The 15,906-nt window shown below is 73.0% G+C and carries 19 protein-coding genes; 11 read left to right on the plus strand and 8 right to left on the minus strand.

Annotated elements, in window-relative coordinates; genetic code table 11:
* Positions 1 to 370 precede the first annotated feature (370 nt).
* On the minus strand, positions 371 to 862 hold the full coding sequence (locus tag K7862_RS11340) for a MarR family winged helix-turn-helix transcriptional regulator (protein WP_222962369.1): 492 nt from the start codon (positions 860 to 862) through the stop codon (positions 371 to 373).
* Between the two features lie 96 nt (positions 863 to 958).
* On the opposite strand from K7862_RS11340, the gene K7862_RS11345 reads away from it, so the two are divergent.
* From K7862_RS11345 to K7862_RS11360, 4 genes are all read left to right on the plus strand, one after another.
* Positions 959 to 2,143, plus strand: a complete 1,185-nt coding sequence (locus K7862_RS11345; protein WP_222962370.1) for a PP2C family protein-serine/threonine phosphatase — start codon at positions 959 to 961, stop codon at positions 2,141 to 2,143.
* A 227-nt stretch (positions 2,144 to 2,370) separates the two neighbouring features.
* On the plus strand, positions 2,371 to 4,047 hold the full coding sequence (locus K7862_RS11350) for a PP2C family protein-serine/threonine phosphatase (RefSeq protein ID WP_222962371.1): 1,677 nt from the start codon (positions 2,371 to 2,373) through the stop codon (positions 4,045 to 4,047).
* Complete coding sequence (locus K7862_RS11355) at positions 4,044 to 5,138, plus strand: cobalamin B12-binding domain-containing protein (RefSeq protein ID WP_222962372.1); 1,095 nt, start codon at positions 4,044 to 4,046, stop codon at positions 5,136 to 5,138. The genes K7862_RS11350 and K7862_RS11355 overlap by 4 nt, the downstream gene beginning before the upstream one ends.
* Positions 5,135 to 5,512, plus strand: a complete 378-nt coding sequence (locus K7862_RS11360; RefSeq protein WP_222962373.1) for an STAS domain-containing protein — start codon at positions 5,135 to 5,137, stop codon at positions 5,510 to 5,512. Before K7862_RS11355 ends, K7862_RS11360 begins: the two co-directional genes overlap by 4 nt.
* A 19-nt stretch (positions 5,513 to 5,531) precedes the next feature.
* Here K7862_RS11360 and K7862_RS11365 read toward each other — a convergent pair whose 3' ends face one another.
* Positions 5,532 to 6,335 (minus strand): alpha/beta fold hydrolase, encoded by an 804-nt coding sequence (locus K7862_RS11365; RefSeq protein WP_262413003.1) that lies wholly within the window; start codon positions 6,333 to 6,335, stop codon positions 5,532 to 5,534.
* Positions 6,336 to 6,473: 138 nt separating this feature from the next.
* Between K7862_RS11365 and K7862_RS11370 the strand changes: the two genes are divergently transcribed.
* The 4 genes from K7862_RS11370 (at position 6,474) to K7862_RS11385 (ending at position 10,033) form a co-directional block, all read left to right on the plus strand.
* Positions 6,474 to 7,376 carry a helix-turn-helix domain-containing protein gene (locus K7862_RS11370; RefSeq protein ID WP_222962374.1) on the plus strand — a complete coding sequence of 301 codons (903 nt, stop codon included), beginning with the start codon at positions 6,474 to 6,476 and terminating at the stop codon, positions 7,374 to 7,376.
* 200 nt (positions 7,377 to 7,576) lie between these two features.
* The gene (locus K7862_RS11375) at positions 7,577 to 7,795 is read left to right on the plus strand and encodes a hypothetical protein (RefSeq protein ID WP_222962375.1); all 219 of its coding nucleotides are present in this window, start codon (positions 7,577 to 7,579) and stop codon (positions 7,793 to 7,795) included.
* A gap of 7 nt (positions 7,796 to 7,802) precedes the next feature.
* Complete coding sequence (locus K7862_RS11380; protein WP_222962376.1) at positions 7,803 to 8,264, plus strand: DUF427 domain-containing protein; 462 nt, start codon at positions 7,803 to 7,805, stop codon at positions 8,262 to 8,264.
* A 269-nt stretch (positions 8,265 to 8,533) separates the two neighbouring features.
* Positions 8,534 to 10,033: an IMP dehydrogenase gene (locus K7862_RS11385; RefSeq protein WP_222962377.1), complete on the plus strand. Its 1,500-nt coding sequence runs from the start codon at positions 8,534 to 8,536 to the stop codon at positions 10,031 to 10,033.
* 48 nt (positions 10,034 to 10,081) lie between these two features.
* Here K7862_RS11385 and K7862_RS11390 read toward each other — a convergent pair whose 3' ends face one another.
* Positions 10,082 to 10,939 carry an oxygenase MpaB family protein gene (locus K7862_RS11390; RefSeq protein WP_222962378.1) on the minus strand — a complete coding sequence of 286 codons (858 nt, stop codon included), beginning with the start codon at positions 10,937 to 10,939 and terminating at the stop codon, positions 10,082 to 10,084.
* 235 nt (positions 10,940 to 11,174) lie between these two features.
* Between K7862_RS11390 and K7862_RS11395 the strand changes: the two genes are divergently transcribed.
* Together K7862_RS11395 and K7862_RS11400 are read left to right on the plus strand one after the other, a co-directional pair.
* The gene (locus K7862_RS11395) at positions 11,175 to 11,345 is read left to right on the plus strand and encodes a DUF5670 family protein (RefSeq protein ID WP_222962379.1); all 171 of its coding nucleotides are present in this window, start codon (positions 11,175 to 11,177) and stop codon (positions 11,343 to 11,345) included.
* A gap of 311 nt (positions 11,346 to 11,656) precedes the next feature.
* Entirely contained in the window at positions 11,657 to 11,830 is a 174-nt protein-coding gene (locus tag K7862_RS11400; RefSeq protein ID WP_222962380.1) for a hypothetical protein, read from the plus strand.
* A gap of 10 nt (positions 11,831 to 11,840) precedes the next feature.
* Here K7862_RS11400 and K7862_RS11405 read toward each other — a convergent pair whose 3' ends face one another.
* A complete protein-coding gene (locus K7862_RS11405) occupies positions 11,841 to 12,350 on the minus strand; it encodes a TspO/MBR family protein (RefSeq protein WP_222962381.1) in 510 nt (169 codons plus the stop codon).
* 190 nt (positions 12,351 to 12,540) lie between these two features.
* On the opposite strand from K7862_RS11405, the gene K7862_RS11410 reads away from it, so the two are divergent.
* The gene (locus tag K7862_RS11410; RefSeq protein ID WP_222962382.1) at positions 12,541 to 12,876 is read left to right on the plus strand and encodes an STAS domain-containing protein; all 336 of its coding nucleotides are present in this window, start codon (positions 12,541 to 12,543) and stop codon (positions 12,874 to 12,876) included.
* Between the two features lie 68 nt (positions 12,877 to 12,944).
* On the opposite strand, the gene K7862_RS11415 is transcribed toward K7862_RS11410, so the two are convergent.
* From K7862_RS11415 to K7862_RS11430, 4 genes are all read right to left on the minus strand, one after another.
* A complete protein-coding gene (locus K7862_RS11415; RefSeq protein ID WP_222962383.1) occupies positions 12,945 to 13,835 on the minus strand; it encodes a YihY/virulence factor BrkB family protein in 891 nt (296 codons plus the stop codon).
* A 338-nt stretch (positions 13,836 to 14,173) separates the two neighbouring features.
* Positions 14,174 to 14,359, minus strand: a complete 186-nt coding sequence (locus K7862_RS11420) for a hypothetical protein (RefSeq protein ID WP_222962384.1) — start codon at positions 14,357 to 14,359, stop codon at positions 14,174 to 14,176.
* An 83-nt stretch (positions 14,360 to 14,442) separates the two neighbouring features.
* Positions 14,443 to 14,952 carry an Asp23/Gls24 family envelope stress response protein gene (locus tag K7862_RS11425; protein WP_222962385.1) on the minus strand — a complete coding sequence of 170 codons (510 nt, stop codon included), beginning with the start codon at positions 14,950 to 14,952 and terminating at the stop codon, positions 14,443 to 14,445.
* 187 nt (positions 14,953 to 15,139) lie between these two features.
* Positions 15,140 to 15,763 (minus strand): RNA polymerase sigma factor, encoded by a 624-nt coding sequence (locus K7862_RS11430; RefSeq protein ID WP_372461556.1) that lies wholly within the window; start codon positions 15,761 to 15,763, stop codon positions 15,140 to 15,142.
* Positions 15,764 to 15,906 lie beyond the last annotated feature (143 nt).

Below are 15,906 nucleotides of genomic sequence, written 5' to 3' on the forward strand. Positions count from 1 at the left end.
GACGTCCCGGGGGCCCGGCGGAGCGGTCGGACGGAGTCGATGGAGCCGTGAACAGCGCGTATGCGCGAGACGGCACGGTCGGGCCCGGTACCGAAGGTGGACCTCCCTGGGGCACCCTGTCGTTCGTTCCGGACCGCAGGATGCCTCACCCTAGTGCAAAACCTTCACGCGTCAACTGCGGGAAGCGCCGATTGTGAAATGGTTTTGCGAATCCGGGGGAGAAACATGCAGTGATATCGCTGAAAAGCGGTGAAGGCCTGGATGGGACTTATGTCCGCCCATCTCCTGGGGGGAGCACGATGTCTTGCGGTAAATGCGCATAATTCGGGTGCTACCCGAGGTAAGCGCAGGCCGGTGGCAGGGGGAGGGCTCAGCCCGCGCGCTGGGTGAGGCCGGTGCCCTGGGCGGGGTCGCCGACCGCGGCGTTGAGCGCCTCCAGGCCGGTGACGAGTGCCTGCCTGGCCTCCGGCGTCATCCGTTCCATGGCCCGGCGCAGCGCCTGTTCCCGGCGCTCCCTGATGGTCCGCAGGTGCGCGGCCCCGGCCGCGGTCAGCTCCAGCTCCACCTCGCGGCGGTCCTGTGCGCCGGCCGCCCTGCGGAGGAACCCGGCCGCCTGGAGACGGTCGCAGAGGCGGGTGACGGACGGCGCGGCCGCCGACAGGCTCCGCCCCAGCGCGGTCGGGTTGATGCCGGGCTCGCGTTCGATGACGTACAGCACACGCGTCTGGGCGGCGGAGAGCGGCGCGGTGCTGAAGGCCCCGCGAGCGCGCTCCCACGCCACTTCGAGGTGCTCCAGGACCCCGCCGATCGCGGACACGTCATCGGAAGTGTGCCCGTGGAGGGCCGTGGGGGCCTCGTTCATGTGACACTCCCGAGTGAGCCGCGCTGGCTCGTTCCAGCTGTTCGATCCGGCTGTCGCCTGGACGACGATATGTCAAGGAAAGTAGGACCGATAGCCGTGGACAGACCTTGGACCGTCGAGCGCCGTCTTCGTGAGGCGGCGCCCCACGAGATCTTCGAGGTGCTCCGCTCCACGATCGAGCGCGACCATCACGCCCGGGCGGTGGAGCTGCTGATGGCGGACTACGCCATGACCAAGCTCCAGCCCGTGGGGCGGCTGCCGCACACCCGAGCGCCGCTCTCAGTCTACGAGAGTGCCCCCGGGCGGGCGTTCGGCGCCCAGGAGCCGTACTGCGTGCCGGACGCGGCGGCCGCGGCGGTGACCGTGCATCTGCCGGTCAGCGTCCGGGGGGACCGGCTGGGGGTCCTGAGCGTCACCCTGCCGGACGAGGACGGCGAGGGGCCGGCGCCGGCGGTGATCGAGGAACTCGAGGAGTGTGCCGACGCGCTGGCGCACGAGCTGGTCGTCGCCGAGCGGGACACGGACCTGTTCCTGCAGGCGCGCCGCGCCGAACGGCTCACCCTGGCTGCCGAGATGCAGTGGCAGCTGCTGCCCGGCCGCTCGTGCTCGCGACCCGAGTACGCGCTCGGTGCTCAGCTCGAACCGGCGTACGCCATCTTCGGCGACAGCTTCGACTGGTCGGCCTCGGCCGACGAGCTGTACCTGACCGTGAACAACGGCATGGGCGAGGGGATAGACGCCGCGCTGCTGACCAACCTGGCGGTCAGCGCGCTGCGCAACGCCCGCCGGGCCGGACTGGCCCTCCACGACCAGGCGTACCTGGCGGACCAGGCCATCTACGGGCAGCACCAGGGCACCCAGTACCTGTCGGCGCTGTTGCTCCGCTTCCACCTGCCGACCGGGGAGGTGGAGATCATCGACGCCGGCTCGCCGCGGATATGGCGGGTACGGGAAGGCGCCGTCGAGCTGATCGAACTCGAGGCGCAACTGCCGCTGGGGATGTTCGAGGACACCGTCTACGAGCCGCAGCGCTTCACGGTGGCTCCTGGGGACCGCCTGCTCTTCATCAGTGACGGCGTCTATGACGCCCTCTCGCCCGTCGGGGAGAAGTACAGCCTCCACGCGCTGGTCAACTCGATCAACGAGACACGTCTGCTGCCGGCCGCCCAGGTGCCGCGGGCGATACTGCAGGCGTTGCTCGGGCACCGGGGATCAGGGCCGGCCGCCGACGACGCCCTCGTGATGTGCCTGGACTGGACCGGCCGGCAGGCCGGTCACTGAGAGCGGTGTCGCGTGGCGTGGGCTCGCGCGACGCCGGGGTGAGCCCGCGTTTCCCCCGTGCCGGGACCGACACGTGCCGTGAGGATCCCTGATGGCACGTGTGGGCAGGGACGACGCGTCGGGGCGGGTTGTCATCGCACGCACGTATGGGGGATAGTTGCCGCGCGGCAAATAATTTCGCCTTTCTGTGGAAAGTTGGTGCGGCTCGCCCCAGGCGGGCCCCGTACATGACCTCTATCGAGGGAAACCCCGTTGCGGGAGCCGGGCAGGCCCCGACCTCCGGCCTGTGGGCGCTCGCCCCCTATCCGGTGATCGTGGCCGACGCGTCCGGCACCGTGGTGAGGGCCAACCCCGCGGCCGCGCTGCTGCTGCGTGAGGCCCTGCCCGGGGCGAGCATGGCGGACACCGTGCCGGGTTGGCTGGCCCGGGCCCACAGGGAGGCGCTGACGCGTTTCGCCGCGCACGCGGGATGTACGGGCGACCTTCCTGCGCCCTCTTCCGGGCCGGTCGGAGCGCGGAGCTTCGAGGCCCACCCCACCCCGAGCCCCGGCGGGGAGATCGCGTGGTGGCTCATCGACGGCACGGACCGCAGGGTCGCCGAGCAGGCGCTGGCCACCGAGCGCCAACGCACCGGATTCCTCGTCGAGGCGTCGAACGTCCTGCTGGCCTCGCTGAACACCGAGCGGTGCATGGCCGCCACCGTGCGGCTGGCCGCCGAGTACCTCGCGGATGTGGCGATCGTCGTCGCCCCGCCGACCCGCGGCAGACTGCCGGTGGTGCACGCCGTGGCCGGGCAGAGCGCCGTCGCGGGTCTGATCGCGGCCGATCCGTCGAGTCTCCCCGGCCTCGCCGAGGCTCTGCGCGGATTCCCGCCGCTCCCTTCGCGATGGATCGACGGAGCACTGCTGCCGGACTGGCTGCTGCCCGAGGGGTTCACCGGCACGATCGGGTCGGTCGTCGTGACCTCGCTGCCCGGCCACGGTGTGCCCGCGGGTGCCCTGATCCTGCTGCGCCGCGGCGACCAGGCACGGTTCAGCGAGGACGAAGAAATCTTCGCCCGGCTCTTCGCCGCCCGGGCCGGCGCCGCCCTGTCCGCCGCGCGGCTGTACGGCGAACAGACCGCGATCACCCAGACGTTGATGCGCGAGCTGCTGCCGCCCCGCATGCAGCGCCTGAACGGCGTCGATTTCGCCGGCGGCTACCGGCCCGCGGAGATGAGCGAACGGGTGGGCGGCGACTTCTACGACATCCACGCCGGTCCCTCGCCCGACGACGCGTCGCTGGTGGTGCTCGGCGACGTGTGCGGCAAGGGGCTGGACGCGGCCGTGCTGACCGGCAAGATCCGCAGCACCCTCCAGGCGCTGACACCGATGGTCGACGACCACGAGCGGATACTCAACCTGCTCAACGGGTCCCTGCTGAACTCGCACCACGCCCGCTTCGCGACCATGGTGCTGGCATCGGTGCAGCGCGCCGAGAACGAAGTGCGCCTGCGCCTCACCTCGGCCGGTCACCCCACCCCGCTGATCGTCCGGCTGGACGGCACCGTCGAGGAGGTGCCCACCCGCGGCACCCTGATCGGCGCCCTCCCGAGGATCGAGTCCCACTCCGCACAGGTCGTGCTGCAACCCGGCGAGACGTGTCTGCTCTACACGGACGGGTTCACCGAGGCCCGCGGCGGTCCGCTCGGCAACGAGCTGTTCGGCGAGGAGCGCCTGAAGCGCGTCCTGTCCCACTGCGCCGACATGCCCGCCGAAGCGGTGGTCGAGCGGATCCAGATGCTCGCGTCGGAGTGGCTGCACGACGGCGGCCACGACGACATGGCCCTGGTGGCCATCAGCGCGCCCCGCACCACCCACCTCAGCGCGGTGGACGGGCACACCCGGGGCAGGTACACGGTATGACGGTCGCTCCCGTGCCGCAGGACGCCGTCCCCGCCCTGCGGGACGCGTTGTGGGCCGCGGTGACCAGCCGCGACGAGTACCGAGCGGCCGACGTCGTGTTCGACGCGCTCGCCCAGGGAATGGCGCCCGAGGCGGTCCTGCTGGACCTGCTGGCCCCGCTGCAGGTCCGGGTGGGCGCCGAATGGGCGGCCAACCGCCTGAGCGTGACGCAGGAACACGCCGCGAGCGCCATCACCGAGCGCGTCATCGCCGCCCTCGCCCACCACCCGGCCGTCCGCACCGCCCCCACCCTGGGCCGTGTCACCGTGGCATGCGTCGACCAGGAGTGGCACGCTCTGCCGGCCCGCCTGCTGGCCGAGGTGCTCACCCTGCGCGGATGGCGGGTCGACTTCCTCGGTGCGCAGGTGCCCACCGCGCACCTCATCGCCCACCTGCACGCCAACGGAGCCGACGCCGTCGCCCTGTCCTCCTCGGTCCCCACCCGGCTGCCGGCCGCGCACGCCGCGATCACCGGCTGCCAGGCCATCGGCATCCCCGTCATCGCCGGCGGTCCCGCCTTCGGCGACGACGGACGTTACGCCCGCCTGCTCGGCGCCGACGCCTGGGCAGCCGACGCGCGCGGCGCCGCCGAGAAGCTGGCCGCGGGCATCCCCGCCCCGGACCTGGCCGCCGGGCACCGCCGGATCGACGACCTGCCGCACCTGGCCGACCAGGAGTTCACGTTCGTCGCCCGCTCCCAGGGCGACCTCGTCAAGACGGTCCTCACCCGGCTCGAGGCCGCCTTCCCCGCGATGGCCTCCTACGACGCCCACCAGCGCGAGCGCACCGCCGAGGACATCGCGCACATCGTCGACTTCCTGGCCGTCGCCCTGTACTGCGACGCCGACGAGCTGTTCGCCGGATTCATCACCTGGACCGCCGAGATCCTCACCGCGCGGCATGTCCCGGCGGCCTCCCTGCGCCCGGTCCTGAACATCCTGGCCACCGAACTCAAGGACTTCCCCCGATCCCTGCGGCTGCTCGGCGAAGCCCGCCGTGCCCTGGACGCCGCGTCCGTACCGAGCGGAACCCACCCCGGAGCACACGCATGACCTCACCGCCCCCCTCCTCCTTCACCGTCACCGTTGAAGCCGGCGCGGGCACCGCACACCTCCGTCTCGCGGGCGACCTGGACTGGGAGAGCGGCGACGAACTGCTGGACGTCGCGGTCAGGTGTCTCGACGCGCATCCCGGGCTGCGCGACCTGCGCCTGGACTGCGCCGGACTCGCCTTCTGCGACTCCACGGGCCTGTCCGCGCTGTTGATGGTCCACCGCCGGACCGCCGTGGGACGCGTCGGGCTGCACCTCGACAACCCGCCTCCCTTTCTGGAGCGCATGCTCGCCACCACCGGCGTCCGCGGCCTCTTCCTGACCGGAGCCCCGGCAGGCCGGCACGCCGAACCGCCCCCCGCCGGCCGCCCCTGACCGCCGGCCCGGTGACGCGCTACCCGTGCAGGGACGTCAGGAACGAGGTCAGCGCCGACGCGACGGCGTCGGGGGCCTCCAGCGGCAGCAGATGACCGGCACCGGGGACGACCGTCAGGCCCGCGCCCGGGACGTGCGGCAGCAGATGGTCGCGCAGCACCCGCGGCGGCTCCACGACGTCGTTCTCACCGGCCAGCACCGCCACCTGGACCTCGATGGCACGCGCCGCGCCGGTGATGTCGCGCGCTATGCCGTGCAGCGGCCACTCGCGCCGGGCCTCGGCGCCGGCCGAGAGGCTGTCGCGGACGGCCGCGGCCCGCAGCGGCGCGGGCAGCGCGGTCGCGGTGAGCACATGGTCGAGGGCGCCCGCCACGGACTCGGCCGAGTCGTACGCGTGCGACAGACCTTCCCGGTACTCCTCGGTGATCGCGGCAGGCGGGCGCGGGGGAGCGGGCGCGACGAGGACCAGACCGGCCAGTCCGCGGGGCCGGCGGGCCGCCGCGAGCTGAGCGACCTTGCCGCCCATGGAATGGCCGACGACCACGAACGGGCCCGGCACGCACGCGTCGGCCACCTGGAGGAGATCGTCGGCGAGCCGGTCCAGGTGATAGGGCCCTGGCAGCCCGGCGGAACCACCCCAGCCGCGCTGGTCGAACCGGACCGTCGCCTGCCCGGACGGCAGGCCCTCCAGCACGCGGCTCCAGGTGTCCGCGGAACCGCCCCAGTAGTGGAGGAAGACCAGCGTCGGCCCCGAACCGTCGCGCACCCGCACCTCGAGGTTCCCGCCCGCCACCGGGACCGTCCTTGTGGTTTCCATCATCATCTCGCCCTTCCTGTCGGCCGCGGAGACCTTTCCGTCGTCCCGCCGCATCGTCGTCGGTAGCCTGAAGTGGTCATCAGGCCCACTCACGACGTTAGGAGAGACGGTTCTCCGCAGGTGGTGGAAAGGAGCGCGGGTTTTGTGGAAAACGGACAGGCCGCCGTTCGGCAACTGAGCTACGTGCCGGCCGTCGGGGCCGCGTACGGCGTGGAGGTCCTCGACTTCGCGGCGCTGCGGGCGATGGACGCCCGGGGCCGCCGCACGCGGCTCCAGCGTCCCGACTTCCACGTGCTCGCCCTGGTCTCCTCCGGCGAGGGCTCGCACGAAGCCGACTTCCGGACCTCCCCGCTGGCGCGGGGCGACGTGGTCTGGATCCGGCCGGGTATGGTCCACCGCTGGAGCGACGTCGACGCGTGCGACGGTCCGCTCGTCCTCTTCCGGCCCGGGTTCCTCTCCGGGTTCACCGCGGAGGAGGCCGCCGCGCCCGTGTCCTGGCGACTGGACCGGGAGCACCTGGACCTCGCGCTGCTCGCGGCGGACCACCTCCGCCGCGAGCACGGGACGGCGGTGCGGGTACCGCGGCTCGCGTCTCCGCCCCTGCTCTCCCATCTGCTGGCCGCGCTGCTCCTGCGCGCCCTGTCCGGCGCGCCGGTCACGGAGAGCACGACGCCGACCGGCGACACCGGCGCCGGTCCCGGCCGTCACACCGAGGTGTTCCGCGCCTACCGGGCCGCGGTCGAGGAGCACTTCACCGACTGGCACCAGGTGGCCGACTACGCGCGGGCCCTCGGCTACGACGTGCGCACCCTCACCCGGGCCACGCGCGCCGCGGCCGGCACCGGCGCCAAGACGTTCCTCGACCAGCGCATCCTGCTGGAGGCCAGGCGCGTGCTGGCCCACACGGATCTGCCGGTCGGCGCCTGCGCGCGGCGCCTCGGCTTCCGCGACGCCGCCAACTTCACCACGTTCTTCCGCCGCCAGACCGGGGTGCCGCCCGCCGGCTGGCGCGCCGCGTACGGCAGCCAGGGCACCCACGGGGCCTGAGCACGCACCACTCCGAACGGCCCCGAACGGCCCCGAACGGCCCCGAACGGCCCGGACGTCACCCCCAGGCCGTGCGGGGCGCCCGAATCGATGCATCAACGATGCGACTCGCAGACGTCGCGGCGGTGCCGGAGCCTGAAACGGCTGAGCCCCGCTGATCCCGAGAGAACCCGAGAGAACCCGAGAGAAGGAGCGCGGTCATGCTCGTCGAGAAGCTGCACGACTCCGGCATCCGCAGCGAACACGCCTACACGGCGGCGCTGGCCTCCGTCGGTCTGTCCGTCATGTCCTGGGCGGTGTCCATGCGCGGCGAGGCCGCGGGAGTGGACCGGGCCGACCGCTGGGGCATCTTCGTGGGCGAGTGGGCGCCCACCTTCTTCGGACTCGGCCTCGCCCTGTCCACCTACGAGAAGAACTGACGGCCAGGTGGAATCGGTCTGGGACTACCCGCGACCGCCCGCGGTGGTGCCGTGCCCGGCACGCGTCACCGTCGAGCACCGGAACGCCGTGGTGGCCGACACCCGGCGCGCGCTGCGTGTCCTGGAGACCAGTCACCCTCCGGTGTTCTACCTGCCGCCCGCCGACGTCGGGGACGGGCTCCTGGTCCCTTCCACGCGCAGCACCTGGTGCGAGTGGAAGGGCGCCGCCGCCTACTGGCACCTGCGGGTCGGCGACACGACGGTGCCCGACGCGGCGTGGAGTTATCCCGAGCCCTCGCCCGGCTTCGAGGCGCTGCGCGGATACGTGGCCTTCTACCCGACCAAGGTCGACCGCTGCACGGTCGACGGTGAGACCGTCGTCCCGCAACCGGGTGATTTCTACGGCGGCTGGATCACCTCCGCGGTGACCGGGCCCTTCAAGGGCGCACCCGGCACGGCGGGCTGGTGAGCGGGCCGCGCCCGCAGACGGCCCGGTGGTGTCGCCGCCTGTGCGGTACGGCGTGGCCGAGGACGGGTGGACGCGGAACGGGCCGCCTTCTGCCGATCCGATGGGGGACGCGGCGGTCGCCGTGCCGGTGTAGCCCTGCGGGTCCACGACGGGACCGCGCCCCGGCACGGCGGCCGGTGCGGCGCGCGATTCGTGCGGCGCCCCGGTGATCGATAAGGTGCCTGGTCACGGCGGGGCGGCCGGCCCGGCCGACGGGTCAGGAGGAACGAGTGGCACAGATCATCGCCGAGGTCTCGCGGACGTTCAACGAGTTCCTGCTGCTGCCGAACCGCACCCGGACCGACTGCTCGGCGGCCACTGTGGACCTGCGTACGGCGCTGGTGCGGCACTCCGCCGGCCAGGCACCGGCGATCGAACTGCGGTCGCCGTTCACGTCGGCGATCATGCAGGCGGTCAGCACGCCCGCCCTCGCGATCGCCCTTGCGCGCAACGGCGGCCTCAGCTTCCTGCACCACAACCAGCCGGTCCAGGACCAGGCCGCGGCGGTCCGGCAGGTGAAGAACTTCAAGGCCGGATTCGTCGTCAGCGACACCAACGTCCGGCCCGACGACAGCCTGGGCGTCCTGGCCGACGTGATGCGCCGCACCGGCCACAGCACCGCGGCGGTCACCGACGACGGGACCGCCACCGGCCGCCTCCTGGGCCTGGTCACCTCGCGGGACTTCCACCCTCAGCGGCACGGTCTGGACGGCCCGGTCGGCGAGCGGATGACCCCGCTCTCCGAACTGCCCCACGCCGACTCCGAGATCACGCTCTCGGACGCCAACGCCCGCCTGTGGGACGAACGGCTGGACTGCCTCCCGGTACTGGACGGCGACGGGCACCTTCAGCATCTGGTGTTCCGTTCCGACTACGCGGACAACAAGCGCTTCCCCGACCAGCTCGTGGACGCGGCCAAGCGCCTGCGGGTGGGCGCCGGAATCAACACGCACGACTATCGGGAGCGCGTCCCCGCGCTGCTGGAGGCGGGCGCCGACGTGCTGTGCTTCGACTCCTCCGACGGCTACAGCGACTGGCAGGCACAGGCCCTGACCTGGGTGAAGAAGCACCACCCCGACGTGCCGGTCGGCGGCGGCAACGTGGTCGACGGCGAAGCCTTCACATTCCTCGCCGAGGCGGGAGCGGACTTCGTGAAGGTCGGCGTCGGCGGCGGCTCGATCTGCATCACCCGAGACCAGAAGGGCATCGGGCGCGGCCAGGCCAGTGCGGTGCTGGACGTCGCGGCGGCCCGGGACGCGTTCCGTGAACGCACCGGCGCGTACGTGCCCATCTGCTCCGACGGCGGACTGGTGCACGACTACCACGTGGCTCTGGCGCTCGCGATGGGTGCGGACTTCGTCATGATGGGGCGCTACTTCGCGCGCTTCGACCAGGCGGCCGGGGCGAAGCTGCCCACCCGCGACGGCTTCGTGAAGGAATACTGGGGCGAGGGCTCCAACCGGGCCCGCAACTGGCAGCGTTACGGCCAGGGCGGCGGCCAGGGCCTGGTCTTCGAGGAGGGCGTGGACGGCTATGTCCCCTACGCGGGCGACCTGAACGAAGGGCTCGCCCTGACCGTCGCCAAGCTCAGGACCACGATGGTCTCGTGCGGCTCCACGACGCTGCCGGAGTTCCGGTCCACCGCCCGGCTGACCCTCGTCTCGGACCAGAGCTTCCAGGAGAGCCACGCCAACGTCACCCTGCGGGACGCCCCGGTCACGGCCTCCTGACCGGGGCGGCCGGGAGGCGACCGTGCGCCGTAGCCGCCGGGCGGGCGGTCAGCCGCCCGCCGAGGCGCCGGTGGGGCGGCCCGGCGCCATGGCCCAGCGCACGGTCGACGTCACCGCATGGCCGAGCGGCCGCACACACCACGCGTCGACCAGCGGCAGCCGGGGGAGTCCGAGCTCGCGGGCGGCCCAGGCCGGCAGCAGGGACACGGCGTTGGCGGCGAGGGCGGCGTAGGGAAGGCGCACCGGAAGCGGGACGGGCGGGTGGAGCAGCAGGAACCGCGCGGCTCGGTGCGCCTCTGCGGTGGCCCGCAGCTCGGGGCGGTACGCGTCGAGCCGGCGCACGAGTTCCGCGCGGTCGGTGGGCGGTTCGACGACCCCCAGCTCCCGGGCGATCCGTGCCGCGTCACGCACGTAGCCGTCGCAGCCCGCGGGGGACAGCGGCCGCGCGCCGTACCGCTGATGCGCGCGCAGGAAGCTGTCGACCTCGGCGACGTGCACCCAGCCCAGCAGACGCGGATCGGCGGCGTGATAGGGCTCGCCCTCGGCCGTCACGCCGCGGACGCCCTCGTGGACGGCCCGCACCCGTGCGCACGCCTCCTCGGCCAGTTCGGCCGTGCCGTAGGTCGTCGTCGCGAGAAAGGTGCTGGTGCGCTGCAGCCTCCCCCAGGGGTCGCCGCGGAAGCCCGAGTGCGCGGCGACCGCCGCCATGGCCAGCGGGTGGAGGGACTGGAGCAGCAGCGCCGAGAGCCCGCCGATGAACATCGAGGCGTCACCGTGCACCCGGCGGATGGGACGGTCCGCCGCGAACCAGCGCGGCCCGGGATCGCCGTGGATGCGGGCCCGGTTGCGGGGCCCGTCCGGTCCGGCGACGCGAGCGAAGAGGCGTTCACCGAGTTCCCTGCGCATGCCTTCCCGTCCGTCCCTCGACCGATGCTCTTCTCACGAGTCTGCTCTCTCCCTCTTCCGCCGGACAGGGGGCAGCGGATGCGGGGATGCGGCGGATGCGGGGGATGTGCCGGGCTCCCGGCGATCGCGGGAACGACGGATCCGGGCGCCTTCCGCCCTTGCGCCAAAACCGCTGTATCAGGGGTGGCATGGGTGCGTTGTCCCGGGGCACACGGCTCTTCGGAGGTTGATAATCATGGGACCGTTGCTTCTCGTTCTTTTGCTCGCGCTGATTCTCTTCGGGGCGGGCTTCGCCCTGAAAATCCTGTGGTGGGTCGCGGTGATCGTGCTGGTCGTATGGCTGCTCGGCTTCGTCGTGCGCTCGACGAATTCCAGTGGCGGAAGGGGCCGCTGGTATCGCTGGTAGCCATTCATGGTGGCCGTCCACGGCGGTGTTCCATATTCCGGAGGGAATAAGGAACACCGCCTTGGCGTGTTTTCCGGTCCTTCCCCCTGAAGCGTTTGCATGATGCAGGGATATCGCGTGACGCACGGGACAGAAGAACACTGCCGGGGCGTCATCCAGCGCAGTGGTCCCTCAACTCCCGGTGGCGCCCCGGCCCCGGGTCCGGCACCGCGAGCGCGTACCCGAAACTCGTCGGTACGGCGCCCGCATCAATCCGGCGGGCCGGGGCAGACGCACGCCGTCCGCTTCGCCCGACCAGAGGAGATCGCTCGGTGACTGCGCATGGGACGGCCACGGTGTACGACCAGCTGGTCGAGGAACTGGGCGACGTGCCCGAGGACGTACGCACGGCGGCGGACAGCATCCTCGGGGAGCTGGAGCGCACCACGGGACTCAGCCGTGCGGCTCTGCGGCCGGCCGGCGCGAACGGCTCCTGGTTCGGCTGAGCGGGCCGGTTCAGGGATTCCGGGCCGCGATGGAGCCGTTGAGCGCCGTGGCGAAGGCGCACCAGGCCGCGTAGGGCACCAGGACGGCGGCCGCGGTGCGGTCGGATCGCGCCGTGCGGCGGACGAGTTCGGCGTTGCTCAGGTCGAGCAGGACGGTGCCGGCCAGGCCGGCCCGGGTGCTGCGCAGCCCGAAGAACAGCCAGTTCCAGCCCGCGTTCAGGACGAGGTCGCCGGCCAGGCTCGCCGCCAGGCCGGCCCGTTCGCGTCGCTCCGTCGCGGCGCCGAGCGCGCGGCCGCCCGCGTAGGCCACCGTCGCGTACAACGGCGTCCAGACGGCGCCGAACGCCCAGGACGGCGGCTGCCACGGGGGTTTTGCCAGTGACAGGTACCAGACGCTGTCCGGGTCGACGGCCCGGGCGCCCGCGACGGCGGTGGCGGCCACGGCCACCGCGCACGCGCCGTACCGCAGCCACGGACCGACCTGCCGCTTCCCGCGGCCCCGCTCGCTGTTCGGCCTCATGCCCGCACGGCTTCCCCGTACCAGCCGCTCGTACCAGGCTCACGGCGACGTGACGTGCCGTGTCACGCGCCGAGTCCGGGACCGGGCAGAAGGCGCCGGCCGCTGCCCACGCCGGCGAGGCGTACTGTGGTGGTCCCAGCCCGGCGAGCCGTCGGGGGCGTTCGCCACCCGGCGAGATGGAGGACCCGCTGTGCTGCAGGTCACCGAACGCAGTGGTGACCGCGTCACCGCCCGGCTGCCCGAGGACGTCGACCTCGACTCGATGCCGAAACTGCAGGCGGTGGGCGACCGGGTCATCGACGAGGGGTGCCGGCACCTCACGCTGGACGCCACGGACATGGTCTATCTGGACTCCACCGGCACGACCCTGCTCATCGGCTGGTACCAGCGGCTGGACCAGCTCGGCGGCACCCTGAGCCTCACGCAGGTGTCGGGGCCGATATGCGACCTCTTCCTGCGGCTCGGCCTGGACAGCGTCCTGACCATCAGTCCGCGCGCCGTGGGTCCCGACGCGCCGGGAACCTGACGGACGCCTCCCGCGCCTCCCGCACCTCTCACGCTTTCCCCGCTCCTCGTGGCCCGGGGCCGATCCGGTCAGACCGCCCCCGCGCCGTCCCGCTCGGTCGTGCCGAGTTCGACGGCGAACTGCGCGCCGGCCAGCAGGGCGAGGTGGGAGAGCCAGAGCCAGACGAGGAACACCACCGCTCCGGCCAGCGAGCCGTAGAGCCGCCCGTACGTGCCGAAGACCGACGTGTACAGCGAGAACGCCGCCGAGGTGATGAGCCACAGCACCGTCGCCAGGACGCCGCCGGGCACCGCGTGACGCGCCGTGCGGGCCGCGGGGGGCCCGCTGCGGAAGAGGATCAGCACGGTCAGCCCCACCAGGCAGAGCAGCATCGGCCAGCGCAGCAGGTACCAGGTGGCGGTCGCGGCCCTGCCCAGCCCGACGTCACGCCCCAGCGCCTCGGCCAGCGGGCCGGTGAGCACCAGGACGAGGGCACTGGTCACCAGCAGGGCGAGCAGGCTCAGCGCGGTGAGGATGATGCGGTGCAGCCTTCGCCACATCGGGCGCCGGTCGGGGATGCCGTGCATGGCGTGCAGGGCGCGCCGGAACACGGCGAGATGGCTGGTGGCGGACCACAGCGAGGCGACACCGCCGGTGATGGCCACGGTCAGCGCGGCGGACCGCTCGTGCGCCATCTGCGTCAGCGTCTCGCGGAACGCGCCGGAGGCCTGCGCCGGTGCGAGCGCGGTGACGTTGCCGATCAGGCGGTCGGTGAGGTCGGGACTGATGAGGCCGATCAGCGACAGCGTCACCAGGAGCGCGGGAACCAGCGCGAGGACGGCGTAGTAGGTCAACGCGGCCGCCCAGTCGGCCACGTTGTCGTCCCACATCGCGACCGGGACGCGCCGGAGCGCGATCCACCAGGTCGTCCCGGAGCGTACGGCCCCCTTCGGCTGCGCGGCTGAGGATTCGAGGGCCATGAAACTCCGATGAGCGTGGGGACGGTGGTTCGGCGGGGGTTGCCGGGCCAGGCGGCGCGGCCTTCGTGCGGGAGAGGGGAACGGTGGGGGGAGCGGCGCCGGGCGGACGGCCCGGCTGCGGGTGTCACGGCACCAGCTTGACGGGCCCGGAACGGAAGTGGCGGGCGGACGCGCCCCGCGCGCGCCCCGCCCGCCGGCCCCGCACCACGGACGCCCCCCGTACCGCCAGGCGTGTCCGCTGCGCGGGGCGTTCGTGGAGACGGCCGTGTACGGCCGTTCGTCCCCCCGGCCCCTGTGGCGTCCGGTCCGCCCCGGGCGGTGACCGCACGCCGTCCCGGTCACCGCACTCTGCGGCCGCCGGGCGTGCGGAAGTCACGCCAGTCCACGTCGCCGTCCATCAGGCGCCCCACCACCGCGCCGACCGCGCCGAGCGCGGCCACCAGCAGGAAGGCCCCGAAGCCGCCGAACCACCCGGCGAAGGCCAGGGCCATGCCGGCCAGCAGGCCGATTGCTGCTCTGCTCATCACGAACCTCACTCACTGGTGCCGGAGTCGGCCCCGAGGACGGAGCCGGCGGGTGCGGGAGACGTGGCGCCCTGTTCCACGCGCTACTCCACCCGCGGTTCGGCGTAGTGATCGTCGTCGTCGGGGAGGTGGACGTCGTCGACCGCGATGTTCACCTCGACGACCTCGAGCCCCGATATGCGTTCGACGGCGGCGATGACGTTCTCCCGGACCTCCCGGGCCACCTCCTTGATGGGTACGCCGTACTCGACGACGAGGTCCAGGTCGATGGCCGTCTGCCGCTCGCCCACCTCGACCTTGACGCCGCGTCCGACGTTGGGCCGGCCGCCGGGGACGCGGTCGCGGACCGCGCCGAACGTACGGGCCAGACCGCCGCCCATGTCGTACACCCCCGGGACCTCCCGGGCCGCGATGCCGGCGATCTTCACCACGACGACGTCGGCGATGGAGGTGCGGCCCCGGGTGGCGGCGGGTTTGTCGGCCCCCACCGCCCCGCCGCTGACCGTGGTCTCGCCGGGCACGGAGAGACCCGTCCCGGCCGTGGTCCGGATCGTGCCGGCCGAACCCGCGGGCTCCACCTGCTCAGTCGTCATCCTCGGCCTCCCGGTCGTACGCCGTAACGGACTTCTGCCTGCGCGCGCGGACCCGGGTGTCGAACCCCGGGCGGCGCGTGCAACGGAGAACCCTCCTCCGCTGGCTCGTGCCTACCCCGGAGAGCCGGGTGGATGCCGCCGGGATGCCTGCCTTCGCGGCGGCCACTCCACTCGCATCGATTGCGCATCAGGCAGCCGCACTCACGCCTTCGTGCTCCAGGCAGCGGCGCAGGCGGTCCAGACCCCGCCGGGCGTGGCTCTTGACCGTGCCCAGCGGCCACCCGGTGACCTGGGCGATCTGTGTCTGCGTCAGGTCCTCGTAGTAGGCGAGGTGGAGGACGTGGCGCTGGTCGGCGGTGAGGCCGTGCAGCGCCTCGGCGAGCAGCACCCGGTCCAGCGCCGCCTCGGGCACGGCCGTGCTGTCGTACGGCTCGTACGCGGGCAACTGCGCGGCCGCGGCGGCGGCCACGCGGGCCTGGCGTGTCCGGGCCGCGAAGGCGTCGGCGACCTTGCGCCGGGTGATGCCGACGAGCCAGGCGGCGGGTGTGCCGCGTTCGGGCGCGTAGCCCTGCCGCCCGCGCCAGGCGTCGGCGAAGACCTGCTGCGTGACGTCCTCCGCCTCACGTGCGTCGCCGAGCGCCTGACGGGCCAGTCCGTGGACCAGCCCCCGCCAACGGCGGTGGAACGCCGTCCAGCCGGCGTCGTCCTCCGGCGGCGCCGGCGGGCCGTCCACCGCCTCCCCGGCGGGCGGCGGTGCGACGGCGGTCAGCGGACTGCGGTGCGGACCTGGCAAAGCGCGATCGGGGGCCACGTCTCTCCTCGGGGGAGGTGGGTGTCGCCGGCTCACGGGCGCGGTGCGGCCCGAAGCGCCTCCGGGCCGCACCGCGCCGGACCGGCCGCTGTCGATGGGACCGAGCGTGCGCGGCGACGGAGCAGGGCGGCAACTTGCATCGA

This window comes from Actinacidiphila acidipaludis (assembly GCF_019890725.1).
Lineage (GTDB): Bacteria > Actinomycetota > Actinomycetes > Streptomycetales > Streptomycetaceae > Actinacidiphila > Actinacidiphila acidipaludis.